The sequence below is a fragment of the Nocardia sp. NPDC047648 genome (assembly GCF_040642815.1).
Lineage (GTDB): Bacteria > Actinomycetota > Actinomycetes > Mycobacteriales > Mycobacteriaceae > Nocardia > Nocardia gamkensis.
Window position 1 is genome coordinate 201,016 of record NZ_JBEYSX010000007.1, and the last position, 21,119, is coordinate 222,134.

The following is a 21,119-nucleotide window of genomic DNA, read 5'->3' on the forward strand; positions in this document are numbered from 1 at the left end:
TCGGGTGGGTGTGGTGAATCACACAGGGCCGCATCCGGGTTCGCGATCGGGTGCTCACCCGGCCGCCGCGGGTAGGCTGGCGCGGCCATGTCGACCCTTCTCCTCGCCCTCGCGGGGTTCGCCTTCCTCGACTCGCTCGACCTGTTGCTGATCGGCGTCACCACGGCTGTGGTCTACGACAGCAGGTTGAGCCGCCGCTCGCCCCTGGTGGGCGGTCTGAGCTTGCTGGCGGGCGTCTTCGCCGTCACCACCGCCTTCGGGATCTGCACGATCCTGGGGATCGGCTTTCTGACCGATCTGATCGACTTCGAGATCACGCCGGCAATTCGGTATTGGGGTGAACTCGCCGCCGGGGTGTTGTTGATCGTTCTCGCGAGCATTCGAATGACGGGAACGGCCGCCCCGCGGCGCGCGCCGGCATTGCGCCGCCGACCGTGGATACTCGCCGGTCTCGGCGTGGCGATCGGTATCGCGCAGGCCCCGACAGCGGTGCCTTATCTCGCCGGACTCGCGATGATCTCCGCGCGGCATCCGCTGCCGACGTTGTGGCCACTGATCGTCGTCGCGTATTGCGCGCTCGCATTGCTGCCGCCGCTGGTGATACTCGGCCTCGCGCTGAGGCGGACGACCGGAGCGCGGCGGATGTATCGAAAAGTTGTTCGCATAATCACCACATACGGCCCGATTTCGGTGCGCATACTGTTCGCGATCTTCGGTGTGGTCCTCCTGTGCGACGCGCTCGTCCATTACCGACACCTCTGGTTGTGAATGCGGTCGCCGAGTCCGGCGACCGATGGCGTAAATGCGGTTGAGGCGTGGTGTTCGGTGGGATGCTGGAGGTATGGCTGAGCGCTGGTATTACTGCTTGAAGCACAAACGAGCCGAGCAAGGTCGGCAGTGCTGGTTCCGCGACCGGATGGGGCCGTACCCGGATCAGGCGACGGCGGAACGTGCGCTCGAGATCGCGCAGGCGCGCAACACGCGGGAAGATGCCCGGGACCGGGCCTGGCGGGACGGCGACTGAGGCGGCGCGGGGGAATGGCTCGCGGAAAGGCTTCCCCCGTACGGTGAAGTTGATCTTGAGCCGCAGGTCGGAGGCTCGGGCGGTGTGGCACCGGGTGCGGCCGCTCAGTTCGCGATCAGGTGTATCGAGTACGGTTCTCCAGAACTCGACGAATGCTCGGAGGTCCTGGCGTGGGCTGCGAGCGGAAACCAGGATCAGCAGGGAGGGCGACCCTTGAGGGTTACCGTTGTTGTGCCGACCTACAACGAGCGGGAGAATTTGCCGGTTGCGGTGGAGCGGCTGACCGCGCTGCCGGTGCCCGACCTGCACGTACTCGTGGTGGACGACAGCTCGCCGGACGGCACCGGTGAGGTCGCCGACAAGCTGGCCGCCGAACTGCCGAACGTGGTGGGTGTGCTGCACCGGACGGAGAAGGACGGGCTCGGGCGTGCGTACGTGGCGGGCATCACGCGCGCGCTGGACGAAGGCGCGGACGTGGTGATCCAGATGGACGCCGACCTGTCGCATCCCGCCGAAGTGATCCCGGCCATGCTGGAGAAGCTGACCACCACCGACGCGGGCGTGGTGCTCGGTTCCCGCTACGTCCCGGGCGGCTCGACCGCCTCGGAATGGAAGTGGTACCGCAAGGCGCTGTCGGCCTGGGCCAACTTCTACGTGAACCTGATCCTGCGGCTGGGCGTCAAGGACGCCACCGCGGGCTTCAAGGCGTGGAAGGCCGACACCCTGCGCGCCATCGACGTGGGCTCGATCCGCAGCAACGGATACTCCTTCCAGGTCGAGATGAACTACCGCACCATCAAGAAGGGTGTCGCGATCGCCGAGGTGCCGATCCGGTTCGAGGAACGGACACTCGGCGCGTCCAAGATGAGCCTCAAAGTGCAGCTCGAGTCGGCGCTCATGCCGTGGAAGCTGCTGTTCGGCCGCGCGGTCTGAGCACATGCCGACGGGGCCCGCTTCCGAGGGAGCGGGCCCGGCGTGATTGCGGTCAGCGTTCGACTAGCCGGTTGCCCATCGCCTCCGACTCGTCACGAGCACCAGGTGAATCGCCGACAGGGCGACCAGGACCGATAACGTCCGCGGCGAGGTCGCGCCGCCGCCGACCACCCACGGCCGTACAGCGGCCGAACAGGGGAAAAGCTGCGTGGCTTGCTCTCAGCTGATCAGCGGGGCCAATTCAGGAGCGTGTCGACGAACAATCGGCGTACCTCTGCCACTTTGCCGTCCAGATCGCCCGGATCCCATGCGCTGACATCGATCGGATCGAGAATCGCCACGTCGACCGTTCCGGGGCGGGCGACCATCGCGTTGCGTCGGCAGATCTCACCCGCGTTCCGGATGACGACCGGGATCACCGGCACCCCCGCCTGCATCGCGATGTGGAACGCGCCTTTCTTGAACGGCCCGACCTCCGGGGTGTAGGACCGAGTTCCTTCCGGAGCTACCGCGACCGACAAGCCGCCGCGCAGGGTCTCCACCACCGGTCGCAACGCCGCCCTGGCCTGCTCGCTGTTCGTGCGATCGATGAACGTCACGCCGACGAAGCGCATGAGCGGTCCGAAGACCGGATTCTTGGTCAGCTCCTTCTTGCCGATCGCCGTCACGCCGCCGCCGAGCACTTCGGGGACGATGATGATGTCGAACTGGCTCTGATGGTTGAACAGGAAGACCGCCGGCCGCGGCGATCGCGCGTTCTCCGCGCCGGTGACCCGCACCCGCACTCCCGCGATGCGCAGCGTGTTGCGCGCCGCGTGCGCCATCAACGCGTCGGCCATCTGTTGCCGGTCCTTCGTGGGCGCTTTCGACGCGACGCCGAACAGCGCGCCGCCGAGCAGCCCGGCGAGCCCCGCGGCGGTACGCGCGTAGTCGCTCGCGCGCGGCCGGGGACGCGGCCGGAAGACCAGCTCGCTCCAGCGCCGCCGGTCGGCGATGGCGTTCAGCGCGTCGTCGGGGTTCACCGCCACGGGACGCCCCACCAGCGACAGCATGGGCAAGTCGGCGATCGCGCCGGCATAGGCGTAGCTGCGGCTCAGATCCACCTCGTGCGTGGCGGCGAACTCGGCGACCGCCTCGGCCTTGCCGTTGCCCCACAGCGCCTTTCCATCGGGATGCCCGGTGAGCACGCCCTCGTCGGTGGCCATGGGTGTGTAGAGCACGTGCCCGATGCCCAGTTGCGCGGCCGCGGGGGCGACTTGGAACCGGGTGAGCGAGCTGACCAGGACGATGGTGTGCCCGGCCGCTCGGTGCGTCCGGATCAGCTGCCATGCCTCGGGGTAGAGGTACTCGTAGACGGTGCGCTGGAACAGACGCCTGCCCACCTCGTCGAGTTCCTCTTCGGAACGCCCGGCCAGCGCCTCGGACAGCTCCCGGAGCAACCGGCTGTATTCGCCGTCGGTCATGTGCTTGCGGATGCCGCCGAGCAGCACGTCGGCGGGCTTGCGCCGCAGCCGGTGCCGCGGTCCGGGACCGTCGATGACAGTGCCACCGAAATCGAAGACCGCGGCGATCGCGCGGCCCTGCGGTCCGGAACGTATGGCGGCGAGCGCGGTGTCGAGATCAGCGCGCGCGTCGGTCATCGAACCTCCCGGATACCACCGTGCTTTCGTGTCGATCGCTCACCGCGCCTCCCGGTTCGACGGGTCGAGCGCGGCGGCCTGCGCGATGCGGGTCCCGATATCGCGCAGACGTTCGGCGAATTCGATTCTGCGTCGCAGCAGTTCCGCGCGGCTCTGTTCTGGGTCGTCGTCGGCCGCCGTCTCCAGCAGGCCGTAGTTGTCGGCGAGCTTCAGGGCGCTGGTGAACAACTCGGTGGAGACCGACTCCGGGCTGTGCAGTCGTTGCTGCAACTTCATCTGCTTGCCGACCGCCACGCATTCGGTGATGAACTCCTTGCGGTCGATCTCGTCGCACGCGTCCCGGGCGGCGAGCCGTTCGGCCACCACCAGCTGCGCGTCGACGAAGGAGCGCAGCACGCGGTGGGCCATGGTGAAGCCGGAGGCGGTGAGCTTCGCCACGATGTCCGAGCCGAAGGTGTCGCGCCGGGTGTGGCTGTACCAGTCCGGATCCACCAGGAGCATCTCCGCGACCATCTGATCGGCGAACTCGCCGCGCTCGGGGAAGAAGAACTCGAATTTCAGCAGATCGCGCAGGCGGAAAGCCTCGTCCCAGCCGGTGTCGAGGGCGTCGGCCTCGTCGTCGTCGACCGCGGCCAGGATGGATAGCTCGAGGATGGCGCGGTTGACGAACCAGTGCACGGCGCTGTTGCGGTAGAAGGCGGCTTCGAGATGCGCACCCGGCTCGATCGAGTACACCGGCTCGATCCCGCCGCGATACACCGTCACCACCTTGGCCATCGAAAGCTGTTCCAGCACTACGGCCAGGCCCTGTTCGTCGCGCAGCGCGTCGAGTTCGCCGCGCGGCAGCTCGCGCTTGTCGATGTAGCCGAGCACCGGGTTGAGCATCGTGCGCACCTCGCCGAGGGTGAGGGCGCGCCCGTCCACTCCCAGCAGCGCCAGGGTGACCAGCGCGTTGACCGTGATCGGCGTGACCGCGTTGATGCCGACCGCGACTTCGAAAGCCAGCCGTTGCACGGCCTTCCGTTCCAGCTCGGCGACTTCCGGCGGATCGCTGTCGACGACGCCCGCTTCGGGACGCGGCGGCGGAATCGGCTCGGTGTGGTGCAGCGGGATGGTCAGCGGCGGGGTCGTGAGCGGATCGCCGTACGCGGAAAGCCGGTCGCGGGCCGATAGCGGCTCACCGAAGCGGACGTAGACGTGCCCGGCGGAGTGTTGCTGACTGCGGATGTAGCGCGCCAGCCAGGTCAGCCCCTCGGGTTTCTTCTTGCCGCCTTCCTGTTCGGTGGCGATGGCGCCGAGTTCGTTGAGCCGCTCGTAGGTGATCGAGACGGGCACCAGCATGACGTCGTCGATGCGGTTCGAACGAACCGCCGCGGCAAGGTAGTTCAGCAAGCCGTAGCGCGGTGGCCGCAGCTTGCCGGTGCGGGTGCGGCCGCCTTCGAAGTACCACTCCAGGTTGAAGCGCTTGGCCAGCAGGTAGGCGAAGTACTCCTCCACGACGGCCTTGTAGACCTCGTCGTCGCCGAAGCTGCGCCGGATGAACACCGTCCCGGTGCGCCGGGCGATCGGGCCCATCGGCCAGAAGCCGAGATTCGCGCCGCCGATCACGTGGTTCGGCGGGAAGTCGTTGCGGGCCAGTACGTCTCCCAGCACGAACGCGTCGACGTACGAGCGGTGCGAGGGAAGGAACACCAGCGGATAGCGGCGGTTGAGATCGCGCAACCCGGTGAGGCCCGACTCGTCGGGGTCCACCTTCCAGGTCGAGGCGTGCACCGGCCGCATGGCCTGGGTGAACAGGTCGGAGACCAGCCTGCTCTGGGCGGCGACCAGTTCGTTGAGCCCCTTCTCCGCGCGGCGGTACACCTCGTGCGGGCTCGCCCCGATCTGGTCGGCGATCAGCTCCAGCCTGCGCAGGAAGTCGGGGGAGTCGAGAATCTCCTCCGCGACCAGCTTGGGCACCTTGTACCGGTCGCCGATGATGGTGCGTTCGGCGCGTTCGAGCGCCACCACCGCCGCGCGCACGACGGCGCGGGCGAACGGCTCGGTGCTGCCCTTGTCGAACAGCGTCGAAGCCTCCGGGTTGTTCGCGCGCAGCTCGCTGAGCCGGGCGGGCGCGCCGGTCAGCACGACGTACCGGTCCGGCGACTCGGCCAGCAGCCTGCGCTGTGCCAGCCGGTTGGGCTTGCGCGGGTTGGTCAGCAGGGCGAGATCGGCGAAGGTGACGCGGCGCACCCCGTCGCGTTCCGGGGGCAGCCACAGCACGCGGATCGGCACCACCAGCGGATCGTCGCGTCTGCCGACCAGCCGGGCGGCGACGGCGCCCGCGTCCAGGTCCAATTGCGTGACCGGTGCGTCGGTGCCGAACTCCGCGCTGATCCCGCCGTCGGCGAGCCACTTGCCGACGAGTTCGCGTTCCACCCCCGAGGCGGCGTCGATCAGGGCCACCACCGATTGCGGTGCGGTCCCGGGCCGGACTGTCGCGGGTGAATCGCCGCGGTGATCGATCATCGATGTTCTTCCCTCCGCAGGTGACGCTCTCCACTATTCAATCCCGGCGAGTGCATTCCCCGCAGGCAGTCGGCGCGTCGAGTTCGGTTCGGCGGGCACGGATGGCGTGATCGTCGAACGGGATGCGGGGCGAGTACGGCGAAAGTACTTGCGGTACGGGCACCTCCGCCCCCGAGTGATGGTCGTCGTCCGGGCTGTGGCCGCGAGCACACCCGCACTGTGAAGGAGGTAATGCTAACCTTACCTGCACAAGTTAGGCCAGGGTTACCTTTGGAGGATCGTTGTCGACCACGGAACGCCTGCGGGTTGAGTATGTGACCGATCCGGCGGCAGCGATGTCCCGGCTGGCGGGGGCGGATCGGTTCGGCGAGTACGTGATGTACGAGCGTCCGGGGGAGTGGGTGTTCGCCGCCGATCCGATCGGCAGTGTCGAACTGGACGTGCGGGAGCTGCGCGTCACCTGGGAGGGGCGGACCACGACCAGCCGGTGGGCAGGCAATCCGGCGGGCGTGATCGATCGCGCGCTCGGCGCGCTTCCCCTCGACGGGCGCAACGCCTACGGCTGGATCGGATTCGAGTTCTGCGCGTGGGCGCTCGACGCCACCGAGCACTTGGACCCGCGCGCCGCGATCGCGCATCTGATGATTCCCCGAATCGAGGTGCGGGTGGGCGAATCCGGCGTGCGGATATCGGGTGCGACGCCGACCGAGACCGGCGATATAAACGACCTGATCGCGCAGTCGCAGAACACCGAACTGCCGCAGGCGCAGCCGGCCGACATCCGCATCGATCCGACCGGCTACCGCGACCGGGTGGCCGAGGCGGTCGGCGAGATCCAGGCCGGGCGGTATCAGAAGGTCATCCTGTCCAGGAAGGTCGATCTGCCGTTCACCGTGGACGTTCCGGCCACCTATCGCCTCGGGCGCGCGCACAACACGCCCGCGCGCTCGTTCCTGCTGCGGCTCGGTGGTTTGGAGGCGGCGGGCTTCAGCCCCGAACTGGTCGCGTCGGTGGACGACGACCGGGTGGTGACCACCGAACCGCTGGCGGGTACCCGGGCCTTCGGGCGTGGGTCCGCGGCCGATCTCGCCGCCAGGGCCGACCTGGTGACCGACCCGAAAGAGATCGTCGAGCACGCGATCTCGGTGCAGACCTCGTTCGCGGAGATCGCGGCCGTCGCGGACCCCGGCACGCCCGCGGTATCGGATTTCATGGCCGTGCGTGAGCGGGGCAGTGTGCAGCATCTGGCGTCCACGGTGCGTGGACGGCTGGCGGCCGACCGGTCCAGCTGGGACGCGCTGGAGGTGCTGTTCCCGTCGGTGACCGCCTCGGGGATTCCCAAGCGTGCGGGCGTCGACTCGGTGTTCCGGCTCGATCACGACCCGCGCGGGCTGTATTCCGGTGCGGTGGTGACCGTTTCGCCGACCGGCGCGATGGAGGCGACCCTCGTGCTGCGCGCGGTGTACCAGAACGCCGAAGGAGCTTGGCTGCGCGCGGGCGCGGGCATCGTGGGCCAGTCGCGGCCGGAGCGCGAGTTCGAGGAGACCTGCGAGAAGCTGGGCAGCATCGCGCCCTACGTCGTCAAGGCGTAGGGGAAGGCAAACGGGCAGCGCACCGCTGATGCACTGCCCGTCGGTATGCCCGCAGTGCTACAGGGCGGCGCGCAAGGCCTTCTTGTCGATCTTGCCCACCGCGGTGATCGGCAATTCTTCGCTGCGGCGCAGCACGTCCGGCAGTTTGTAGGTGGCCAGCCCGCGCGCGGTCAGGAAGGTCTTGACCTCGGCCAGCGTGGGCATCTCGCCGTCGACGACCAAGACGGCGCAGACTTTTTCGCCCAGCGCCGCGTCTGGCAGCCCCACCGCGGCGGCGTGCCGGACGGCGGGATGGGCGAGCAGGTGCTCCTCGAGTTCGTCGCAGGAGACGTTCTCGCCGCCGCGGTTGATCACGTCCTTGATCCGGCCGGACACCACGAGATGCCCGCTGGGCAGGCGGCGGACCAGGTCTCCGCTGCGATAGAAACCGTCCGGGGTGAACGCGCGCGCGTTGTGCTCGGGTGCGCGGTAGTAGCCGCGGATCGTGTACGGGCCCCTGGTCAGCAGTTCGCCCTCGGCGCCGGGCGCCACGTCGTTGCCGTCGCCGTCCACGACGCGGATCTCGTCGGCGGGGGAAAGCGGACGGCCCTGGCTGGTGTGCAGCAGTTCGGCGGGATCGTCGAGCCGGGTGTAGTTGAGCAGGCCCTCGGCCATGCCGAACACTTGCTGCAAGGTCGCGCCCAGCGCCGGGGTCACTTCCTTGGCATTGACCTCGGCCAGTCGCGCGCCGCCCACTTGGAGCAGGCGCAGCGAAGTCAGGTCGGCCTCTTCCCATTCGGTGGCCGCGCACCAGAGCTGGGCCAGCGGCGGCACGACGGCGGTGACCGTGACCCGGTGCCGCTCGATCGCGGCGAACGCGTTCTCCGGGCTCGGGTCGCTGACGAAGGCGACCGCGCCGCCGACCCCGACGGTGCCGAGGATCCCGGGGCAGGCCAGGGGGAAGTTGTGTGCGGCGGGCAGCGTCGCGAGGTACACGTCCCGCTCGCTGAGTTCGCACAGTTCGGCGCTGGCGGTGGCGTTGTAGAGATAGTCGTCGTGCGTGCGCGCGATCAGCTTCGGCAGGCCGGTGGTGCCGCCGGAGACCAGCATCAAGGCGATGTCACCCGGATCGATCTCGGGCAGTTCGCCGCCGGCACGCGGTATCGAGGCGAGGTCGGTGAACGGGCCGGGATCGCCGAGTACCAGGACGTGGCGCAGCGACGGCACCGCGTCTCGCACGGTCGCCGCCAGTTCCCGGTAGTCGAAATCGCCCGCCCGGTCGGCGACGAGGTAGCCGACCGCATCGGAAATCCGTGCCAGGTGCTCGATTTCGGCCCGTCGATGGGCGGGCAGGCTCAACACGGGAATGATCCCGGCGCGCAGCAGGCCGAACAGCACGGTCAGGAACTCGGGCACGTTCGGCAGCTGGACCACCACGCGATCGCCGGGGGCGATGCCGAGCGCGAGCAATCCGTGGGCCATCCGGTCCGCGGCGGCGTCGATGTCGGCGTAGCTGCGTGAGCCCTGCGCGTCGAGCAGCGCGGGACGCTGTGGATGCCGGTGCGCGGTCGCCCGCAAGAGGTCCCCGAGCGGGCGACCGGCCCAGTAGCCCGCGGCTCGGTATTCCTCTGCCTTGTCCGCCGGGAAAGGTACGTAGCCGTCGCGATGCGCGGACTCGGTCGGTATGGAAGTCACGGTCTGCCTCACAAGAATCAAGCCAGGGTTTCCTGATGTAGGTTAGGCAACCCTACTTGAAATGGCGGCGCTCCGACCGGCCCGGGCATGTTCGACTCTGCCGCCCGGTGCTGCCGCGCACTAGACTTTCCGGCATGACCAGGTGGGACACCTCGAACATCCCCGACCAGAGCGGTCGGAAGTTCATCGTGACAGGGGCTAACAGTGGCCTGGGAGCCGAGACGGTGCGCGCGCTGGCCGCGGCGGGCGGGGAGGTGGTGCTCGCCTGCCGGAATGTGACCAAAGGGGAGCGCGTGGCCGCCGAGCTGGGTGACCGCGCGCAGGTACGCGAGCTGGATCTGGCCGATCTCGCGTCGGTGCGGGCGTTCGCCGAGGGCGTCGACGCGGCCGATGTCCTGATCAACAACGCGGGCGTGATGGCCGTGCCCGAAGGTCGCACCGCCGACGGATTCGAAAAACAGGTCGGCACAAATCATCTCGGCCACTTCGCGCTCACCGGGCTACTGCTGGGCAAGATCTCGGACCGGATCGTCACCGTCTCCAGCGGTGCGCATCAGGTCGGCAAGATCGACCTGGACGATCTCAACTGGGAGCGGCGCAAGTATCAGCGGTGGGCCGCCTACGGGCAGGCCAAGCTCGCCAACCTGATGTTCGCTCGCGAGTTGCAGCGCAGATTGACCGCGGCGGGCTCGTCGAAGGTCTCGGTCGCCGCGCATCCCGGCTACGCGTCCACCGAGTTGCAGTCGCACACCGAGTCGTTCATGGACCGGGTGATGTCGCTGGGTAACCAGGTATTCGCGCAGAGCGCCGCGATGGGCGCGCTGCCGACGTTGTACGCCGCGACCACCGACGTCGAGCCCGGCGGATACTACGGCCCGCTCGGATTCGGCGGGATGCGTGGATACCCGGGGCCTTCCGGATCGTCGAAAGCGTCCAAGGACGAGAAGGTCGCGGCCGATTTGTGGCAGCTGTCGGAGAAGCTGACCGGAGTCACCTACACCTTCACCGGATAAGCGCCACCCGGCCTTCCAGGCGGTGTGATCCAGGTCTCATCACCGGTTGTCACACTCCGCCGCTGCGCGCCGTCCTCTTGATGTACCCGCAAGGAACGGCAAAGGACGGACATCATGGAACAGCGCTTCGAACTCTTCTCCAACCCGGTCGGCGGCAGCTTCATCAAGCGACTCACCATGGCCTCCAAGGTGATCAACGACTCCACCCTGGATGCCGCGACCTATGAATTGGTGAAGATTCGGGCCAGCCAGATCAACGGCTGCGGCTACTGCACCGACATGCACACCAAGGACGCCGCGCACGCGGGCGAGACCTCGGTGCGGCTCAATCTGATCGCCGCGTGGCACGAGGCCACCGTCTTCACCGAGGCCGAGCGGGCCGCGCTGGCGCTCACCGAGGAGGCCACCCGGATCGGCGACGGTCGCGCGGTCAGCGACGAGGTGTGGCAGGAAGTGCGCAAGCACTACGACGACGACCAGATCGCCGCACTCATCGCCGCCATCGCGATGATCAACGCCTGGAACCGGATGAACGTGATCGCGCGCACTCCGGCGGGGAGTTACGTACCGGGCCAGTGGGGGTGACTCCGCGCCGACCACCGACACCGTGGCATATCTAACAACCTCGTTCACCGATCGGTTGTCGGATGGTACTGTGCCGGACGTGCAGCGCGTGTATTTCTGGTTTAGCAAGCCGGCCCCGGGTGGGCTGGTCTGCGGCAACCACATGCGCTGACGAACTCCCACCCCGAGCCGGACGATGGACCGGCTCGACGGGATTCTCGTCCGTGGGTCGGCCCCGAGAAAAGGAACCCACGACATGACAACCGCAGCCGACGTCGACGCCCGGCATTCCGATCTGGATGATCAACGCACCCTGAACGTCAGCCCGCTGCGTTCGCCCGCGGAGGTGCGGCGCGTGCATCCGATCACCGATGCCCTCGCCGACACCGTCCGTGCGGGACGCAAAGCCACCGTCGACGTGCTGAACGGTGCCGATGATCGCTTGATGGTGATCGTCGGCCCGTGTTCCGTGCACGACCCCGCCGCCGCGCTCGACTACGCGCGCCGTCTCGCGGCGAAGGCCGCCGAACTCGGCGACCGCTTGCATGTGGTGATGCGGGTCTACTTCGAGAAGCCGCGCACCAGCCTGGGCTGGAAGGGCCTGATCAACGACCCGCATCTGGACGGCTCGTTCGACGTCAACACCGGACTCGGCTTCGGCCGCAAGCTGCTGGTCGACATCACCGCCCTCGGCCTTCCGGTGGCCTGTGAGTTCCTGGACCCGATCACTCCGCAATACATCGCGGATCTGGTGTCCTACGGCGCGATCGGCGCGCGCACCGCGGCCAGCCAGGTGCACCGCCAGCTCAGCAGCGCGTTGTCGATGCCGGTCGGGATCAAGAACGGCACCGACGGCGACGTCCAGGTGGCGGTGGACGGTGTGCGCGCTGCGGCGGCCAGCCACGTCTTCCCCGGCACCGACCTCGACGGTCGTTCCGCGCTCATCCGCACCACCGGTAACCCGGACTGCCACGTGATCCTGCGCGGCGGCAGCAACGGGCCGAATTACGACGCGGCCTCGGTCGCCGAGGCGTGCCTGCGGCTGGAGAAGGCGTCGTTGCCGGAGCGGATCGTGGTGGACGCCAGCCACGGCAACAGCAACAAGGACCACAACAAGCAGGTCGACGTGGTCACCGACATCGCGCGGCGGGTGGCGGCGGGCGAGACCGCGGTCGTCGGCGTCATGCTGGAGAGCTTCCTGGTCGCGGGACGCCAAGACCTCACCCTCGGCCACGCCGACGAGCTCGCCTACGGGCAGTCGATCACCGATGCCTGCCTGGACTGGGAAACCACCGCGAGCCAGCTGGAGCGCCTGGCCGAGGCGGTGCGGCAGCGCCGCGAGAGCTGACTCGGCGCGAGCCGACGGGGCCGCGCGTACGGCATGACCAGCGTGGACAGCGGAGGTTGCGCGCGGCGGTCGCTCACGCGGGGCCGGGCGCCTGCGCGATCGGTGTCGCGCCACGGGTGAACTCGGCGGGCCAGTCGCCCGCCGGACCGGGCGGGTCGGTGCGCAGCCGGGCGGCGAGCCAGTGGTCGCGGCGTCGTCCGCGTTGGATGCTGCCCAGCCGGCACATTCCCTCGTACCGGAATCCGGCGCGCCGGGCGACCGCGGCCGAGGCGTAGTTGCCCACGTACGCGCGCCAGGCGATCCGTTCCAGGGCCAAGCCGTCGGCGCGGAACCCGAACTCGCACACCAGCTCCACCGCCTGTGTCATCAGGCCGCGCGACCGGTGCGCCGGAGCGAGCCAGAAACCGATCTCTGCCGCGCTCTCGTCGAGCGCGCCGAGACCGATCGTGCCGATCACCGGCCCGTCGGCATGCGGCCGCACCGCCCAGATCGGGCTGCGCGCCGCCCAACCGGGGACGACCATCTTCTCGATGAAGGTGACGGCGCTGTCCCGGACGTACGGCACCGGGATGGTCACCCACTCCGCGATGGCCGGATCTTGGCAGCACTCGGTGATCGTGTCGATATCGTCCGTCGTGGGGGCCGACAGCCAGATCGTCCCGTTCGACAGCGCATGGTGGTCCATCGCGTCATGCTGTCACGAAAGGTTCGGCGGATCACCCGGGTTACCTCGCCGCCGATGCCGTGCGGGAACGTTTCGAACCGGACCGTAGACTTCTTCCTCGATGGTTGCCGCGCTGCTTTCCGACCTGTTCGAGTCACATCGGGCGCATCTGCTCTCGGTCGCCTATCGGCTGACGGGCAGCGTCGGCGACGCCGAGGACGCGGTTCAGGAGAGCTGGTTGCGCTTGGCGGGCGCGCACCAGTCCGAGATCGATGACCTGCGGGCTTGGCTGACCACCGTGGTGAGCCGTATCTGCCTGGACCGGCTGCGCAGCGCGGCGGCGCGGCGGGAGAGCTACGTGGGTCAGTGGCTGCCGGAACCGGTGGTCACCGCTCGCACGCCGTCCAGCGCGCCCGACCCGCTGGAAACAGTGGTGCGCAAGCAGGAGTGCCGGTTCGCCGCGCTGATCGTGCTCGACACCCTGACGCCGCCGCAGCGCGTGGCCTTCGTGCTGCACGACGGGTTGTCGGTGCCGTTCGACGAGATCGCCGACATCCTCGGCATCTCCGCCGACGCCGCGCGGCAACTGGCGGTCCGTGCCCGCAAGGCGGTGACGCAGACGCCGCAGCCGGTGCCCGATGCCGAGCACGAGGCCGCCGTGCAGCGCTTTCTCCTCGCGCTGAGTTCCGGTGACGTGACCGCCGTGGCGGCGGCGCTGCATCCGGACGCGGTGATGATCGGCGATGCCAACGGCACCACCGCCACCGCGATCAACGTCCTGCGCGGCGCGGATCGCATCGCCCGTTTCTACCTGGGTCTGGTGCGCAAGTACGGGTTGGAGGACGAGGCGCCGGTCTATGAATTCGTGTCGGTGAACGGGCAGTTGGGACTGCGGGTCGCGGCTCGTCCGGCGTCCGAGGGCCGGGCCGGTTACCCCACGCGGGTGGTCGGCTTCACGGTGCGGGACGGAGTGGTCTGGGGGGCCTACGATCTGGCGAATCCGGCCAAGTTGGGCGGCGTTCGGCTGGGTTGAGCCCGGCGCGGAGACCCACGCCTGCCCGGCGGCCTCCGGCGTTCGCGATGGCGTCGAGGCAGGGGGCTAGTCTCCGGTTATGCCCTCGCGACACCAGACCGTTGCCCGCCTGCGCCCCTTCGCGTCGACCATCTTCGCCGAGATGACCGAACTCGCCGTCCGGCACGACGCGGTCAACCTGGGTCAGGGCTTCCCCGACAGCGACGGGCCCGCGAGCATGCTGGAAGTGGCGCGCCGTGCCATCGCCGACGGGCTCAACCAGTACCCGCCCGGGCGCGGCATGCCGGTGCTGCGCCGAGCCGTGGCCGACGACCGGGCCCGGCGCTACGGGACCGACTACGACCCCGATTCACAAGTGCTGGTGACCGTGGGCGCGACGGAGGCGATCAGCGCCGCGGTGCTCGGCTTGGTCGAGCCGGGCGAAGAGGTCGTGCTGATCGAGCCGTACTACGACTCGTACGCGGCGGCCGTGGCGCTGGCCGGCGCCCGGCGGCGCACGGCGCGCTTGGTGGCCGACGGGGACCGGTTCGTGCTCGACCTGGACAGCCTGCGTGCCGCGATCACCCCCGCGACCCGGATGCTGATCGTGAACTCGCCGCACAATCCGACCGGCACCGTACTCGGGCGCCCGGACTTGCAGGCGATCGCCGAAATCGCCTGCGACCACGACATTCTGGTGTTGACCGACGAGGTCTACGAGCACCTGACCTACGACGGCGCCGAGCACATCAGCCTGGCGACTCTGCCCGGCATGGCCGAACGGACGATCGTGGTGTCCAGCGCGGCGAAGACCTTCAGCGTCACCGGATGGAAGACCGGGTGGGCGTGCGGGCCCGCCGAGCTGATCGTCGGTGTGCTCGCGGCCAAACAGTTCCTGACCTTCGTAGCGGGCGGGCCGTTCCAGCCCGCGGTCGCGCATGCGATCGACCACGAGCTGGGCTGGGTGCGACAGCTGCGGGAGGCGTTGTCCGAGAAGCGTCTTCGTCTGTCCGCCGCGCTCGCCGACATGGGGATGCGGGTGTACACGAGCGCGGGAGGCTACTTCGTCGTCGCCGACATCACCCCGCTGGGCATCGCCGATGGTGTGGCGTTCTGCCGTGAGCTGCCGAAGCGTCAAGGGGTGGCGGCGGTACCGGTCAGCGTGTTCGCCGACGACACCGCCGCCTGGAATCACCTGGTGCGCTTCACCTTCTGCAAGCGCGACGAGACGCTGGACGAGGGGGTGCGACGATTGCGTCGCGGATGATTCACCGAACCCTGCCGTGAACTGTCAGGTTTCGCCGGCATCGTTGGTGCCATGGCAACTCAGTACTACACGGCAACCAGCCTCGACGGGTACCTCGCTGATCCGGACAACTCGCTCACCTGGCTTTTCGAGGTGGACGGAGCGAACGAGGCGCAGGCGGGCATCGCGGGCTTCCTCGCGCAGGTCGGCGCGATGTGCATGGGCGCGACCACCTACGAGTGGATGATGGCCAACGAGCCGCCGGAGAGCTGGCATGAGTACTACGGCGACCTTCCGTGCTGGGTCTTGACCCACCGCGATCTCCCCGCCATACCCGGCGCGAATCTCCGGTTCGTCTCGGGGGCAATCGAGGCGGTGCACCGGGAGATGACCGAGGCGGCCGGTGATCGCAATATCTGGATCGTCGGTGGCGGCGACCTGGCCGGGCAATTCGCCGACGCCGGACTGCTCGACGAGATCATGGTGAGCGTGGCTCCGGTGACGTTGGGCGCCGGCGCACCGCTGCTGCCGCGGCGCCTGCTGTCCTCCCGGATGCGGCTGACCGGCGTCGAGCGAGCCGGTCAATTCGCGGAACTGCACTATCGCTTGACGGACCCGGCCGACCAGCGCGTGTCGAGCGCTAGCCTCCGCTGACCAGCACTGATGAGCCTGTGCCGCCCCGGTACCGCTCAGGCCGGGGTGGGACGGGCGCGGTCGGTGGCCAGCAGAGCGGCGATGGTGCCGAGCATGGTGCCGGTGACGTAGCGCTGGGCGCGCAGCCACCTGGGACGCCCGGTGAGGAACGTCGCGAGACCGCCCGCACCGAGCACGATCAGGCCGTTCACGCTGAGCGCCACCGCGATCTGCACCGCCCCCAAGCACAGGCTCTGCAACCACACCCGACCGTGCTCCGGCGTGACGAACTGCGGAATCAACGCCATGTACATGATCGCGATCTTCGGATTCAGCAGGTTGGTGACCAACCCCATCGTGAACAGCCGTCGGGTCGGGTCCGCCGCCAGCGCTGTCGGCGCGAACACCGAAACGCCTCCCGGCCGCACCGCCTGCCATGCCAGCCACCCCAGATACGCGGCCCCCGCCAGTTTCACCGCCAGATACAGGCCCGGGACTACCGCGAACACCGCCGTGATCCCCGCGGTCGCCGCCGCCAGATACACGCCGAACCCCGCCGCCACCCCCGCCAACGAAACCAGCCCGGCCCGCCGCCCCTGCGAAACCGTCCGCGACACCAGATACATCATGTTCGGCCCTGGCGTGAGCACCATCCCCAACGCCGCCACCGCGACCCCCACCACCGCCGCCATCTCGATCATGCCCCGATCCTCACCCGCCCCACCGCCCCCTGTCGCGGTCCACTTCACACCCGCTGGACGGGAGTCACCTCATGGAGCCGGCTGGAAATACCCGATGCTTCCCGGCGACTGCGGCGGCACCGGCTCGAGGCGCGTATCCGGACGCAGCACATCGCCACTGCGGAAGCGGTGAAAGTACTCCTTGCTCGTATCCGAGCGGATCGATCGCAACCGCTCGTCGCCCATCGTCTCCGTATCGCTTGCGCTGGGATGCCGATTGGTGGCCCGTGTTCCGAGCCGATATGAAATGCTGCCGCACGTAACGGCTTCCATTTTTTCGATCAGCTCTATCAGTCGTATAGATGTAAGCGGCATCATCATCCCGCGCTCCGATGCCGTTGCGGCGATATCCGCGCGGTGCTACCGGATCGGGGAACTTCTTGTCGTGAGGGCGCGGGTATGGAACTGGGGGCAAAGTTGTCGACTCGTCGGCTCAGGCGAAGCCTGGCGGTCGGGACTTGCCGTAATCGATCGAACATCCTGCTCACGGTGTATGTCGGCGGCGCGTCGGCGGGACTCGGTTCACGAAACCGATGACAATGCTGCCCATGGCGGCCACGGTCAGCGGGTTGGGAAATCGGCGGGTGGACCGGTTCGACGGCGCGTTGCCGCGGGTGGGATTCCGGGGCGATATCGAGGGAATGCGGGCGGTGGCGGTGCTGGCCGTCGTCCTGTTTCATGCGGGGGTGCCGGGGATCGGCGGTGGATTCGTCGGTGTGGACGTATTCTTCGTCATTTCCGGATTTCTCATCACCGGAATGCTCTGCCGGGAAGCGGCCGAGACGGGCACGGTCGAATTGGTTCGGTTCTACGGCGCGCGTGCGCGCAGGCTGCTGCCCGCCGCGGGCATCGTGCTCGTCGCCACGGCTATCGCAGCGGCCGTGCTGTTGCCGCCGATGCAGGCTCGCGAAGCTCTCGGCGACGGGATCGCGAGCGCGCTGTATGCCGGGAACTATCGTTTGGCCGCGCACGGCACCGATTACCTGGCCGCTGACACGCCCCCCTCGCCGTTCCAGCATTTCTGGTCACTCGGTGTGGAGGAGCAGTTCTATTTGCTGTGGCCCGCGCTCGTGATCGCGACGGCCTGGCTCGTCCGGCGGCGGCGAAACGGCCCGGCCGCACCGCTGCCGTACCTGATCGTCCTGGCGGTGGTCGCCGCGCTCTCCTTCGCGGTCTCGCTGAGCTGGACCCGGACGCTGCCACCGTGGGCGTTCTTCGCGCTGCCCGCGCGGGCCTGGGAACTGGCTGCCGGTGGCATGGTGGCGCTGTCGGTGGTCATGTGGTCGCGGTTGCCGCCATGGGCGGCCGTGGCCGCGGGGTGGGCCGGACTGGGCTTGATCGCGGCGGCCTGCGCCCGGCTGACCGACAAGGCGCCGTATCCCGGGACCGCTGCGCTGCTGCCCGTGCTGGGCGCGGTCCTGGTGATCGCGTCCGGCTGCGCCGTAACGCGATTCGGGGTCGGCCGAGTCCTGGCCGTGCCGGAGCTGCGGGCGATCGGCAAAGTGTCCTACTCCTGGTACCTCTGGCACTGGCCGGTGCTGGTGCTCGCGCCGCAGGTGCTCGGCCGCCCGCTCGGGCTGGTCGGCGCGTTGGGGGCGGTCGCGGTGACCGGTGGACTCGCCATACTCACCCAGCGGCTGATCGAGGATCCGGTGCGCTTCGCCGACCGGTTGACACGTTCGGGCAGGCTCAGTCTCGCGTGCGGCGGCGTGAGCACCGCGACGGCCATCTGTGTAGCGCTGGCGCTGCTCATGATCGTGCCCGCCCCGGTCGGCCGTGGCATGGCGGCGCGAAGTCTCACGCTGACCACACCGGCCGCGCCGGCCACCGCCGCCGACCCGCATACCGAGGCGGTCGAGCAGTTGACGGCGCAGACCCGATCGGCGGTCGCCGCCTCGGCCGAGATTCGTGCGGTTCCGTCGAACCTCACTCCCTCCCTGGCGAGTGCGCGCGGCGACCGCGCGGAGGTGTTCGACAACGGTTGTTTCCGGTCCTGGCACGACGTCGGCCAGGGTGAGTGCGCGTCCGGCGCTACGGACGCGGCCACCACGGTGGCCCTGGTCGGCGATTCCCACGCGGCGATGTGGCAACCGGCGTTCGAGCAGATCGCCGTGTCACGCCACTGGCGGCTGGAGACCATGGCCAAGGTCACCTGTCCGCTGCTCGGCCTGCCCATCACCAGCCCCTATCTGGGCCGCCCGTACTCCGAATGCGAGCAGTGGCGCGGGCAGATCATGACCCGGCTGCGCAACGAGCGGCCCCGGCTGATCGTGGTCGGAATGTCCCGGCGCTACGGTGGCGACTTCGGCTTCGTGTCCTACGACCAGGCGTGGATCGACAGCCTCAACCGCCTGGTCGTCGAGCTGCGCGCCGCCGGATCGACCGTCCTCGTCCTCGGCGGAGTTCCCGACCCGCACGCCACCGTGCCCGCGTGCGTGGCCGAGCACATCGATGACGCTTCGGCATGCGCCCCCGCCCGTCCGGTCGCGGTCGACGACGTGGGCATCGCGGCCGAGCACGCGGCGGTCACGGCGGGCGGCGGCCGGTACGCTGACCTGACCTCCCTGTTCTGCACCGCGGCCCGCTGTCCCGTCATCGTCGGCAACAACCTCGTCTATCGGGACGACAACCACCTCACCAGCGGTTACGCCATGGCGCTCGCGCCGGTGATCGGCGCGCTCGCCGAACGCGCGCTCGCAGGCGGCTGAGCCGGACCAGGGATGCGGTTCGCGGGAAGACATCGCGCCGTTTCCGCGTTGCACCCGGTCACTGCCGCACCCGCGCCTCGCGGGAAGGGCCGGTAACCTGCGGGGTTGTCGGAGGGGTCGGGGAGAATGGCGGGGAATCTAGCTGAGGAGGGACTGTGAACGACGGTCCGCTGATCGTGCAGAGCGACAAAACGCTGCTGCTGGAGGTCGACCACGAGTTGGCCGATGCGGCGCGGCAGGCGATCGCGCCGTTCGCCGAGTTGGAACGGGCGCCGGAGCACGTGCACACCTACCGGGTGACGCCGCTTGCGCTGTGGAACGCGCGGGCGGCCGGACACGACGCCGAGCAGGTGGTGGACGCGCTGGTCAGCTTCTCCCGGTACGCGGTGCCGCAGCCGTTGCTGGTGGACGTGGTGGACACCATGGGCCGCTACGGCAGGTTGCAGCTGGTCAAGCATCCCGCGCACGGGTTGACGCTGATCAGCCTGGATCGCGCGGTGCTGGAGGAGGTACTCCGGCACAAGAAGATCGCGCCGATGCTCGGCGCGCGCATCGATGACGACACGGTGGTGGTGCACCCGTCCGAGCGCGGCCACATCAAGCAGATGCTGCTGAAGATCGGCTGGCCCGCCGAGGACCTCGCGGGCTACGTCGACGGCGAGGCGCACGAGATCGAACTCGACTACGCCACCGACGGCTGGCATCTGCGCGACTACCAGCAGATGGCCGCCGACTCGTTCTGGGCGGGCGGCTCCGGGGTGGTGGTGCTGCCCTGTGGCGCGGGCAAGACGATGGTCGGCGCCGCGGCCATGGCCAAGGCGAAGGCGACCACGCTGATCCTGGTCACCAACACGGTGGCGGGCAGGCAGTGGCGGCGTGAGCTGCTCGCGCGCACTTCGCTCACCGAGGAGGAGATCGGCGAGTACTCCGGTGAACGCAAGGAGATCCGCCCGGTCACCATCGCCACCTACCAGGTGATCACCCGCCGCACCAAAGGCGAGTACAAGCACCTGGAACTGTTCGACAGCCGCGACTGGGGCCTGGTCATCTACGACGAGGTGCACCTGCTGCCCGCGCCGGTCTTCCGGATGACCGCCGATCTCCAGTCCCGGCGCAGGCTCGGCCTGACCGCGACGCTGGTGCGCGAGGACGGCCGGGAGGGTGACGTGTTCTCGCTGATCGGCCCGAAGCGTTACGACGCGCCGTGGAAGGACATCGAGGCCCAAGGGTGGATCGCGCCCGCCGACTGCATCGAGGTCAGGGTCACGCTCACCGACGCCGAGCGGATGTCCTACGCGACCGCCGAGCCGGAGGAGCGTTACAAGCTGTGCTCCACCGCGCACACCAAGATCGCTGTGGTCGAATCCATCCTGGCCCAGCATCAGGACGCGCCGAGCCTGGTGATCGGCGCCTATCTGGACCAGTTGGACGAACTCGGCGCCGCACTCGACGCCCCGGTGATCCAGGGTTCGACGAAGACCAAGGAGCGCGAGGAACTCTTCGACGCGTTCCGACGCGGCGAGATCCCGGTGCTCGTGGTGAGCAAGGTGGCGAACTTCTCCATCGATCTGCCGGAAGCATCCGTGGCCGTGCAGGTTTCGGGTACCTTCGGTTCGCGACAGGAGGAGGCGCAGCGTCTCGGTCGGCTGCTGCGCCCGAAACACGACGGAGGCCAGGCGCATTTCTATTCGGTCGTGGCGCGCGACACTCTCGACGCCGAATACGCCGCGCATCGGCAGCGTTTTCTCGCCGAACAGGGGTATGCCTACCGCATCACGGATGCCGACGACTTGCTCGGCCCCGCCATCGGATAAGCGGAG

18 protein-coding genes are annotated in these 21,119 nt (G+C 68.8%); 12 read left to right on the forward strand and 6 right to left on the reverse strand.

Annotated elements, in window-relative coordinates:
- The first annotated feature begins 87 nt into the window (after positions 1 to 87).
- The 3 genes from ABZ803_RS17400 (at position 88) to ABZ803_RS17410 (ending at position 1,957) form a co-directional block, all read left to right on the forward strand.
- A complete protein-coding gene (locus ABZ803_RS17400) occupies positions 88 to 768 on the forward strand; it encodes a GAP family protein (RefSeq protein ID WP_357038664.1) in 681 nt (226 codons plus the stop codon).
- A 73-nt stretch (positions 769 to 841) separates the two neighbouring features.
- Positions 842 to 1,024, forward strand: a complete 183-nt coding sequence (locus ABZ803_RS17405; protein WP_040864775.1) for a hypothetical protein — start codon at positions 842 to 844, stop codon at positions 1,022 to 1,024.
- Positions 1,025 to 1,237: 213 nt separating this feature from the next.
- Positions 1,238 to 1,957 carry a polyprenol monophosphomannose synthase gene (locus tag ABZ803_RS17410; RefSeq protein WP_357038667.1) on the forward strand — a complete coding sequence of 240 codons (720 nt, stop codon included), beginning with the start codon at positions 1,238 to 1,240 and terminating at the stop codon, positions 1,955 to 1,957.
- A gap of 227 nt (positions 1,958 to 2,184) precedes the next feature.
- On the opposite strand, the gene ABZ803_RS17415 is transcribed toward ABZ803_RS17410, so the two are convergent.
- Positions 2,185 to 3,597: an HAD-IB family hydrolase gene (locus ABZ803_RS17415; protein ID WP_357038670.1), complete on the reverse strand. Its 1,413-nt coding sequence runs from the start codon at positions 3,595 to 3,597 to the stop codon at positions 2,185 to 2,187.
- A 39-nt stretch (positions 3,598 to 3,636) separates the two neighbouring features.
- Positions 3,637 to 6,105, reverse strand: coding sequence for a glycerol-3-phosphate 1-O-acyltransferase (locus ABZ803_RS17420; protein WP_357038673.1), 2,469 nt, complete (start codon positions 6,103 to 6,105; stop codon positions 3,637 to 3,639).
- A 281-nt stretch (positions 6,106 to 6,386) separates the two neighbouring features.
- On the opposite strand from ABZ803_RS17420, the gene nbtS reads away from it, so the two are divergent.
- A complete protein-coding gene (gene nbtS / locus ABZ803_RS17425; RefSeq protein WP_357038676.1) occupies positions 6,387 to 7,697 on the forward strand; it encodes a nocobactin biosynthesis salicylate synthase NbtS in 1,311 nt (436 codons plus the stop codon).
- A 57-nt stretch (positions 7,698 to 7,754) separates the two neighbouring features.
- On the opposite strand, the gene ABZ803_RS17430 is transcribed toward nbtS, so the two are convergent.
- On the reverse strand, positions 7,755 to 9,371 hold the full coding sequence (locus ABZ803_RS17430) for an AMP-binding protein (RefSeq protein ID WP_357038679.1): 1,617 nt from the start codon (positions 9,369 to 9,371) through the stop codon (positions 7,755 to 7,757).
- A gap of 134 nt (positions 9,372 to 9,505) precedes the next feature.
- On the opposite strand from ABZ803_RS17430, the gene ABZ803_RS17435 reads away from it, so the two are divergent.
- From ABZ803_RS17435 to ABZ803_RS17445, 3 genes are all read left to right on the forward strand, one after another.
- The gene (locus ABZ803_RS17435; protein WP_357038682.1) at positions 9,506 to 10,384 is read left to right on the forward strand and encodes an oxidoreductase; all 879 of its coding nucleotides are present in this window, start codon (positions 9,506 to 9,508) and stop codon (positions 10,382 to 10,384) included.
- Positions 10,385 to 10,498: 114 nt separating this feature from the next.
- Positions 10,499 to 10,969 (forward strand): carboxymuconolactone decarboxylase family protein, encoded by a 471-nt coding sequence (locus tag ABZ803_RS17440; RefSeq protein WP_040864781.1) that lies wholly within the window; start codon positions 10,499 to 10,501, stop codon positions 10,967 to 10,969.
- A gap of 235 nt (positions 10,970 to 11,204) precedes the next feature.
- Complete coding sequence (locus ABZ803_RS17445; protein WP_357038686.1) at positions 11,205 to 12,296, forward strand: 3-deoxy-7-phosphoheptulonate synthase; 1,092 nt, start codon at positions 11,205 to 11,207, stop codon at positions 12,294 to 12,296.
- A 73-nt stretch (positions 12,297 to 12,369) separates the two neighbouring features.
- Here the strand turns inward: ABZ803_RS17445 and ABZ803_RS17450 are convergent, their stop codons facing one another.
- Positions 12,370 to 12,981, reverse strand: a complete 612-nt coding sequence (locus tag ABZ803_RS17450) for a GNAT family N-acetyltransferase (protein ID WP_357038689.1) — start codon at positions 12,979 to 12,981, stop codon at positions 12,370 to 12,372.
- Between the two features lie 100 nt (positions 12,982 to 13,081).
- Here ABZ803_RS17450 and ABZ803_RS17455 point away from each other — a divergent pair, with 100 nt between their 5' ends.
- The 3 genes from ABZ803_RS17455 (at position 13,082) to ABZ803_RS17465 (ending at position 15,872) form a co-directional block, all read left to right on the forward strand.
- Complete coding sequence (locus tag ABZ803_RS17455; RefSeq protein WP_357038692.1) at positions 13,082 to 13,993, forward strand: sigma-70 family RNA polymerase sigma factor; 912 nt, start codon at positions 13,082 to 13,084, stop codon at positions 13,991 to 13,993.
- Between the two features lie 79 nt (positions 13,994 to 14,072).
- Positions 14,073 to 15,239: a pyridoxal phosphate-dependent aminotransferase gene (locus ABZ803_RS17460; protein WP_357038695.1), complete on the forward strand. Its 1,167-nt coding sequence runs from the start codon at positions 14,073 to 14,075 to the stop codon at positions 15,237 to 15,239.
- A gap of 51 nt (positions 15,240 to 15,290) precedes the next feature.
- Positions 15,291 to 15,872 carry a dihydrofolate reductase family protein gene (locus ABZ803_RS17465; RefSeq protein ID WP_357038698.1) on the forward strand — a complete coding sequence of 194 codons (582 nt, stop codon included), beginning with the start codon at positions 15,291 to 15,293 and terminating at the stop codon, positions 15,870 to 15,872.
- A 35-nt stretch (positions 15,873 to 15,907) separates the two neighbouring features.
- On the opposite strand, the gene ABZ803_RS17470 is transcribed toward ABZ803_RS17465, so the two are convergent.
- Positions 15,908 to 16,552, reverse strand: coding sequence for a LysE family translocator (locus ABZ803_RS17470; protein ID WP_062968543.1), 645 nt, complete (start codon positions 16,550 to 16,552; stop codon positions 15,908 to 15,910).
- 69 nt (positions 16,553 to 16,621) lie between these two features.
- Positions 16,622 to 16,912 (reverse strand): hypothetical protein, encoded by a 291-nt coding sequence (locus tag ABZ803_RS17475; protein WP_357038701.1) that lies wholly within the window; start codon positions 16,910 to 16,912, stop codon positions 16,622 to 16,624.
- Positions 16,913 to 17,232: 320 nt separating this feature from the next.
- Here ABZ803_RS17475 and ABZ803_RS17480 point away from each other — a divergent pair, with 320 nt between their 5' ends.
- Positions 17,233 to 19,299: an acyltransferase family protein gene (locus ABZ803_RS17480; protein WP_357039001.1), complete on the forward strand. Its 2,067-nt coding sequence runs from the start codon at positions 17,233 to 17,235 to the stop codon at positions 19,297 to 19,299.
- Between the two features lie 155 nt (positions 19,300 to 19,454).
- A complete protein-coding gene (locus ABZ803_RS17485; RefSeq protein WP_062968541.1) occupies positions 19,455 to 21,113 on the forward strand; it encodes a DNA repair helicase XPB in 1,659 nt (552 codons plus the stop codon).
- The last annotated feature ends 6 nt before the right edge of the window (positions 21,114 to 21,119 follow it).